Origin of the sequence: Gemmobacter denitrificans (assembly GCF_036964905.1) — a bacterium.
GTDB lineage: Bacteria > Pseudomonadota > Alphaproteobacteria > Rhodobacterales > Rhodobacteraceae > Gemmobacter > Gemmobacter denitrificans.
Window position 1 is genome coordinate 1 of record NZ_JBALHR010000036.1, and the last position, 2,500, is coordinate 2,500.

The following is a 2,500-nucleotide window of genomic DNA, read 5'->3' on the forward strand; positions in this document are numbered from 1 at the left end:
CCTTCAGGTTATGAGCCTGACGAGCTACCTGGCTGCTCCACCCCGCGTCAGTGCTTTTTTGATCGTTGATATTGGGTCTTTACTAGGTTTGGCGGTGACCTACTCTCCCACGTCTTAGGACGCAGTACCATTGGCGTGACGGCCCTTATCGGCCGAGTTCGGGAAGGGATCGGGAGTTTAGCCGTCGCTATGACCACCAAACCGAGGAAAGACCCAAGTTATTGAGGAACATCAGGCGCGTAGCGCTTGTTCAGGAATGGTGCTTTTGATTTGGTTTTGCTGTTACTGGATCAAATCAAGCCAATCGAGCAATTAGTACCAGTCAGCTGAATGCATTGCTGCACTTACACCTCTGGCCTATCGACGTGGTGGTCTTCCACGGCTCTCAAGGGAGACCTTGTTTTGAAGGGGGCTTCCCGCTTAGATGCCTTCAGCGGTTATCCTGTCCGAACATAGCTACCCAGCACTGCCGTTGGCACGACAACTGGTCCACCAGTGGTTCGTTCACCCCGGTCCTCTCGTACTAGGGGCAACTCTTCTCAAGTCTCCTACACCCACGGCAGATAGGGACCGAACTGTCTCACGACGTTCTAAACCCAGCTCACGTACCTCTTTAAATGGCGAACAGCCATACCCTTGGGACCTGCTCCAGCCCCAGGATGAGATGAGCCGACATCGAGGTGCCAAACGATGCCGTCGATATGGACTCTTGGGCATCATCAGCCTGTTATCCCCAGAGTACCTTTTATCCGTTGAGCGATGGCCCTCCCACTTGGGACCACCGGATCACTATGGCCGACTTTCGTCTCTGCTCGACTTGTCAGTCTTGCAGTCAGGCTGGCTTCTGCCATTGCACTCAACGACCGATTTCCGACCGGTCTGAGCCAACCTTCGCGCGCCTCCGTTACTGTTTGGGAGGCGACCGCCCCAGTCAAACTCCCCACCATGCATGGTCCCGGACCCGGATAACGGGCCGCGGTTAGACATCAAGAGTGCGAAGGGTGGTATCTCAAGGGAGGCTCCACAAGAACTGGCGTCCCTGCTTCGATGCCTACCACCTATCCTGCACATCACAATCCTGATGCCAGTGCAAAGCTGGAGTAAAGGTTCATGGGGTCTTTCCGTCTAACCGCGGGAAGTGTGCATCTTGACACACAGTTCAATTTCGCTGAGTCCACATCAGAGACAGCGGGGAGATCGTTACGCCATTCGTGCAGGTCGGAACTTACCCGACAAGGAATTTCGCTACCTTAGGACCGTTATAGTTACGGCCGCCGTTTACTGGGACTTCAATTCAGAGCTTGCACCCCTCCTCTTAATCTTCCAGCACCGGGCAGGCGTCAGACTGTATACGTCGCCTTGCGGCTTCGCACAGCCCTGTGTTTTAAGTAAACAGTCGCCACCCCCTAGTTTGTGCCCCCCGCCCATAGTTGCCTACAGACGGGGCTCCCTTCTCGCGAACTTACGGGAGCATTTTGCCGAGTTCCTTTGATGTGGTTCTCTCAAGCGCCTTGGTATACTCTACCAGTCCACCTGTGTCGGTTTAGGGTACGGTCTGATGGAGGGCTATTTCCAGGAACCTCTAAGCGGCCCACCCAATCCGATAAGGGCAGACAACCTTCGAGATCCGTCACATCCTCCTGGCCCAGGAATATTAACCTGGTTCCCATCGACTACGCCTTTCGGCCTCGCCTTAGGGGCCGGCTTACCCTGCTCAGATTAGCTTTAAGCAGGAACCCTTGGACTTTCGGCGACAGGGTCTCTCACCCTGTTTGTCGCTACTCATGTCAACATTCTCGCTTCTGATCTCTCCACCGGTTGCCTTACGGCCCGGCTTCACAGAAAGCTCCTCGCCTCCAATCTGCCCGAGGGCATGAAGGAGGCATGGAGCTATATCACAGAACGCTCCGCTACCACGCATATCGCTATGCATCCTGAGCTTCGGCTCGTGGCTTGAGCCCCGTTACATCTTCGCCGCAGGACAGCTTATCTAGACCAGTGAGCTGTTACGCTATCTTTAAAGGATGGCTGCTTCTAAGCCAACCTCCTGGTTGTTTTGGCCGTCCCACATGCTTTCCCACTTAGCCACGAATTAGGGGCCTTAGCTGCAGGTCAGGGTTGTTTCCCTCTTCACGACGGACGTTAGCACCCGCCGTGTGTCTCCCGGATAGTACTCCACGGTATTCGGAGTTTGCTTAGGCTCAGTAAGGCTGTGGGCCCCCATCACCCATGCAGTGCTCTACCCCCGTGGGTATTCGTCCGAGGCGCTACCTAAATAGCTTTCGCGGAGAACCAGCTATCTCCAGGTTTGATTGGCCTTTCACCCCTAGCCACAAGTCATCCAGACCCTTTTCAACGGGTGTTGGTTCGGACCTCCAGTACGTGTTACCGTACCTTCATCCTGCTCATGGCTAGATCACCTGGTTTCGGGTCTGATCCAACGAACTCATGCGCCCTTTTAAGACTCGCTTTCGCTGCGCCTACACCTATCGGCTTAAGC

The 2,500-nt window shown here is 54.9% G+C and carries 2 rRNA genes (1 of these 2 cut by a window edge); both read right to left on the reverse strand.

The features are described 5' to 3' along the window. Positions 1–86: 86 nt before the first annotated feature. A 5S ribosomal RNA gene (rrf, locus tag V6590_RS20575) occupies positions 87–201 on the reverse strand. A gap of 90 nt (positions 202–291) precedes the next feature. Next, positions 292–2,500 (reverse strand): 23S ribosomal RNA (locus V6590_RS20580); it runs 624 nt beyond the window's last position.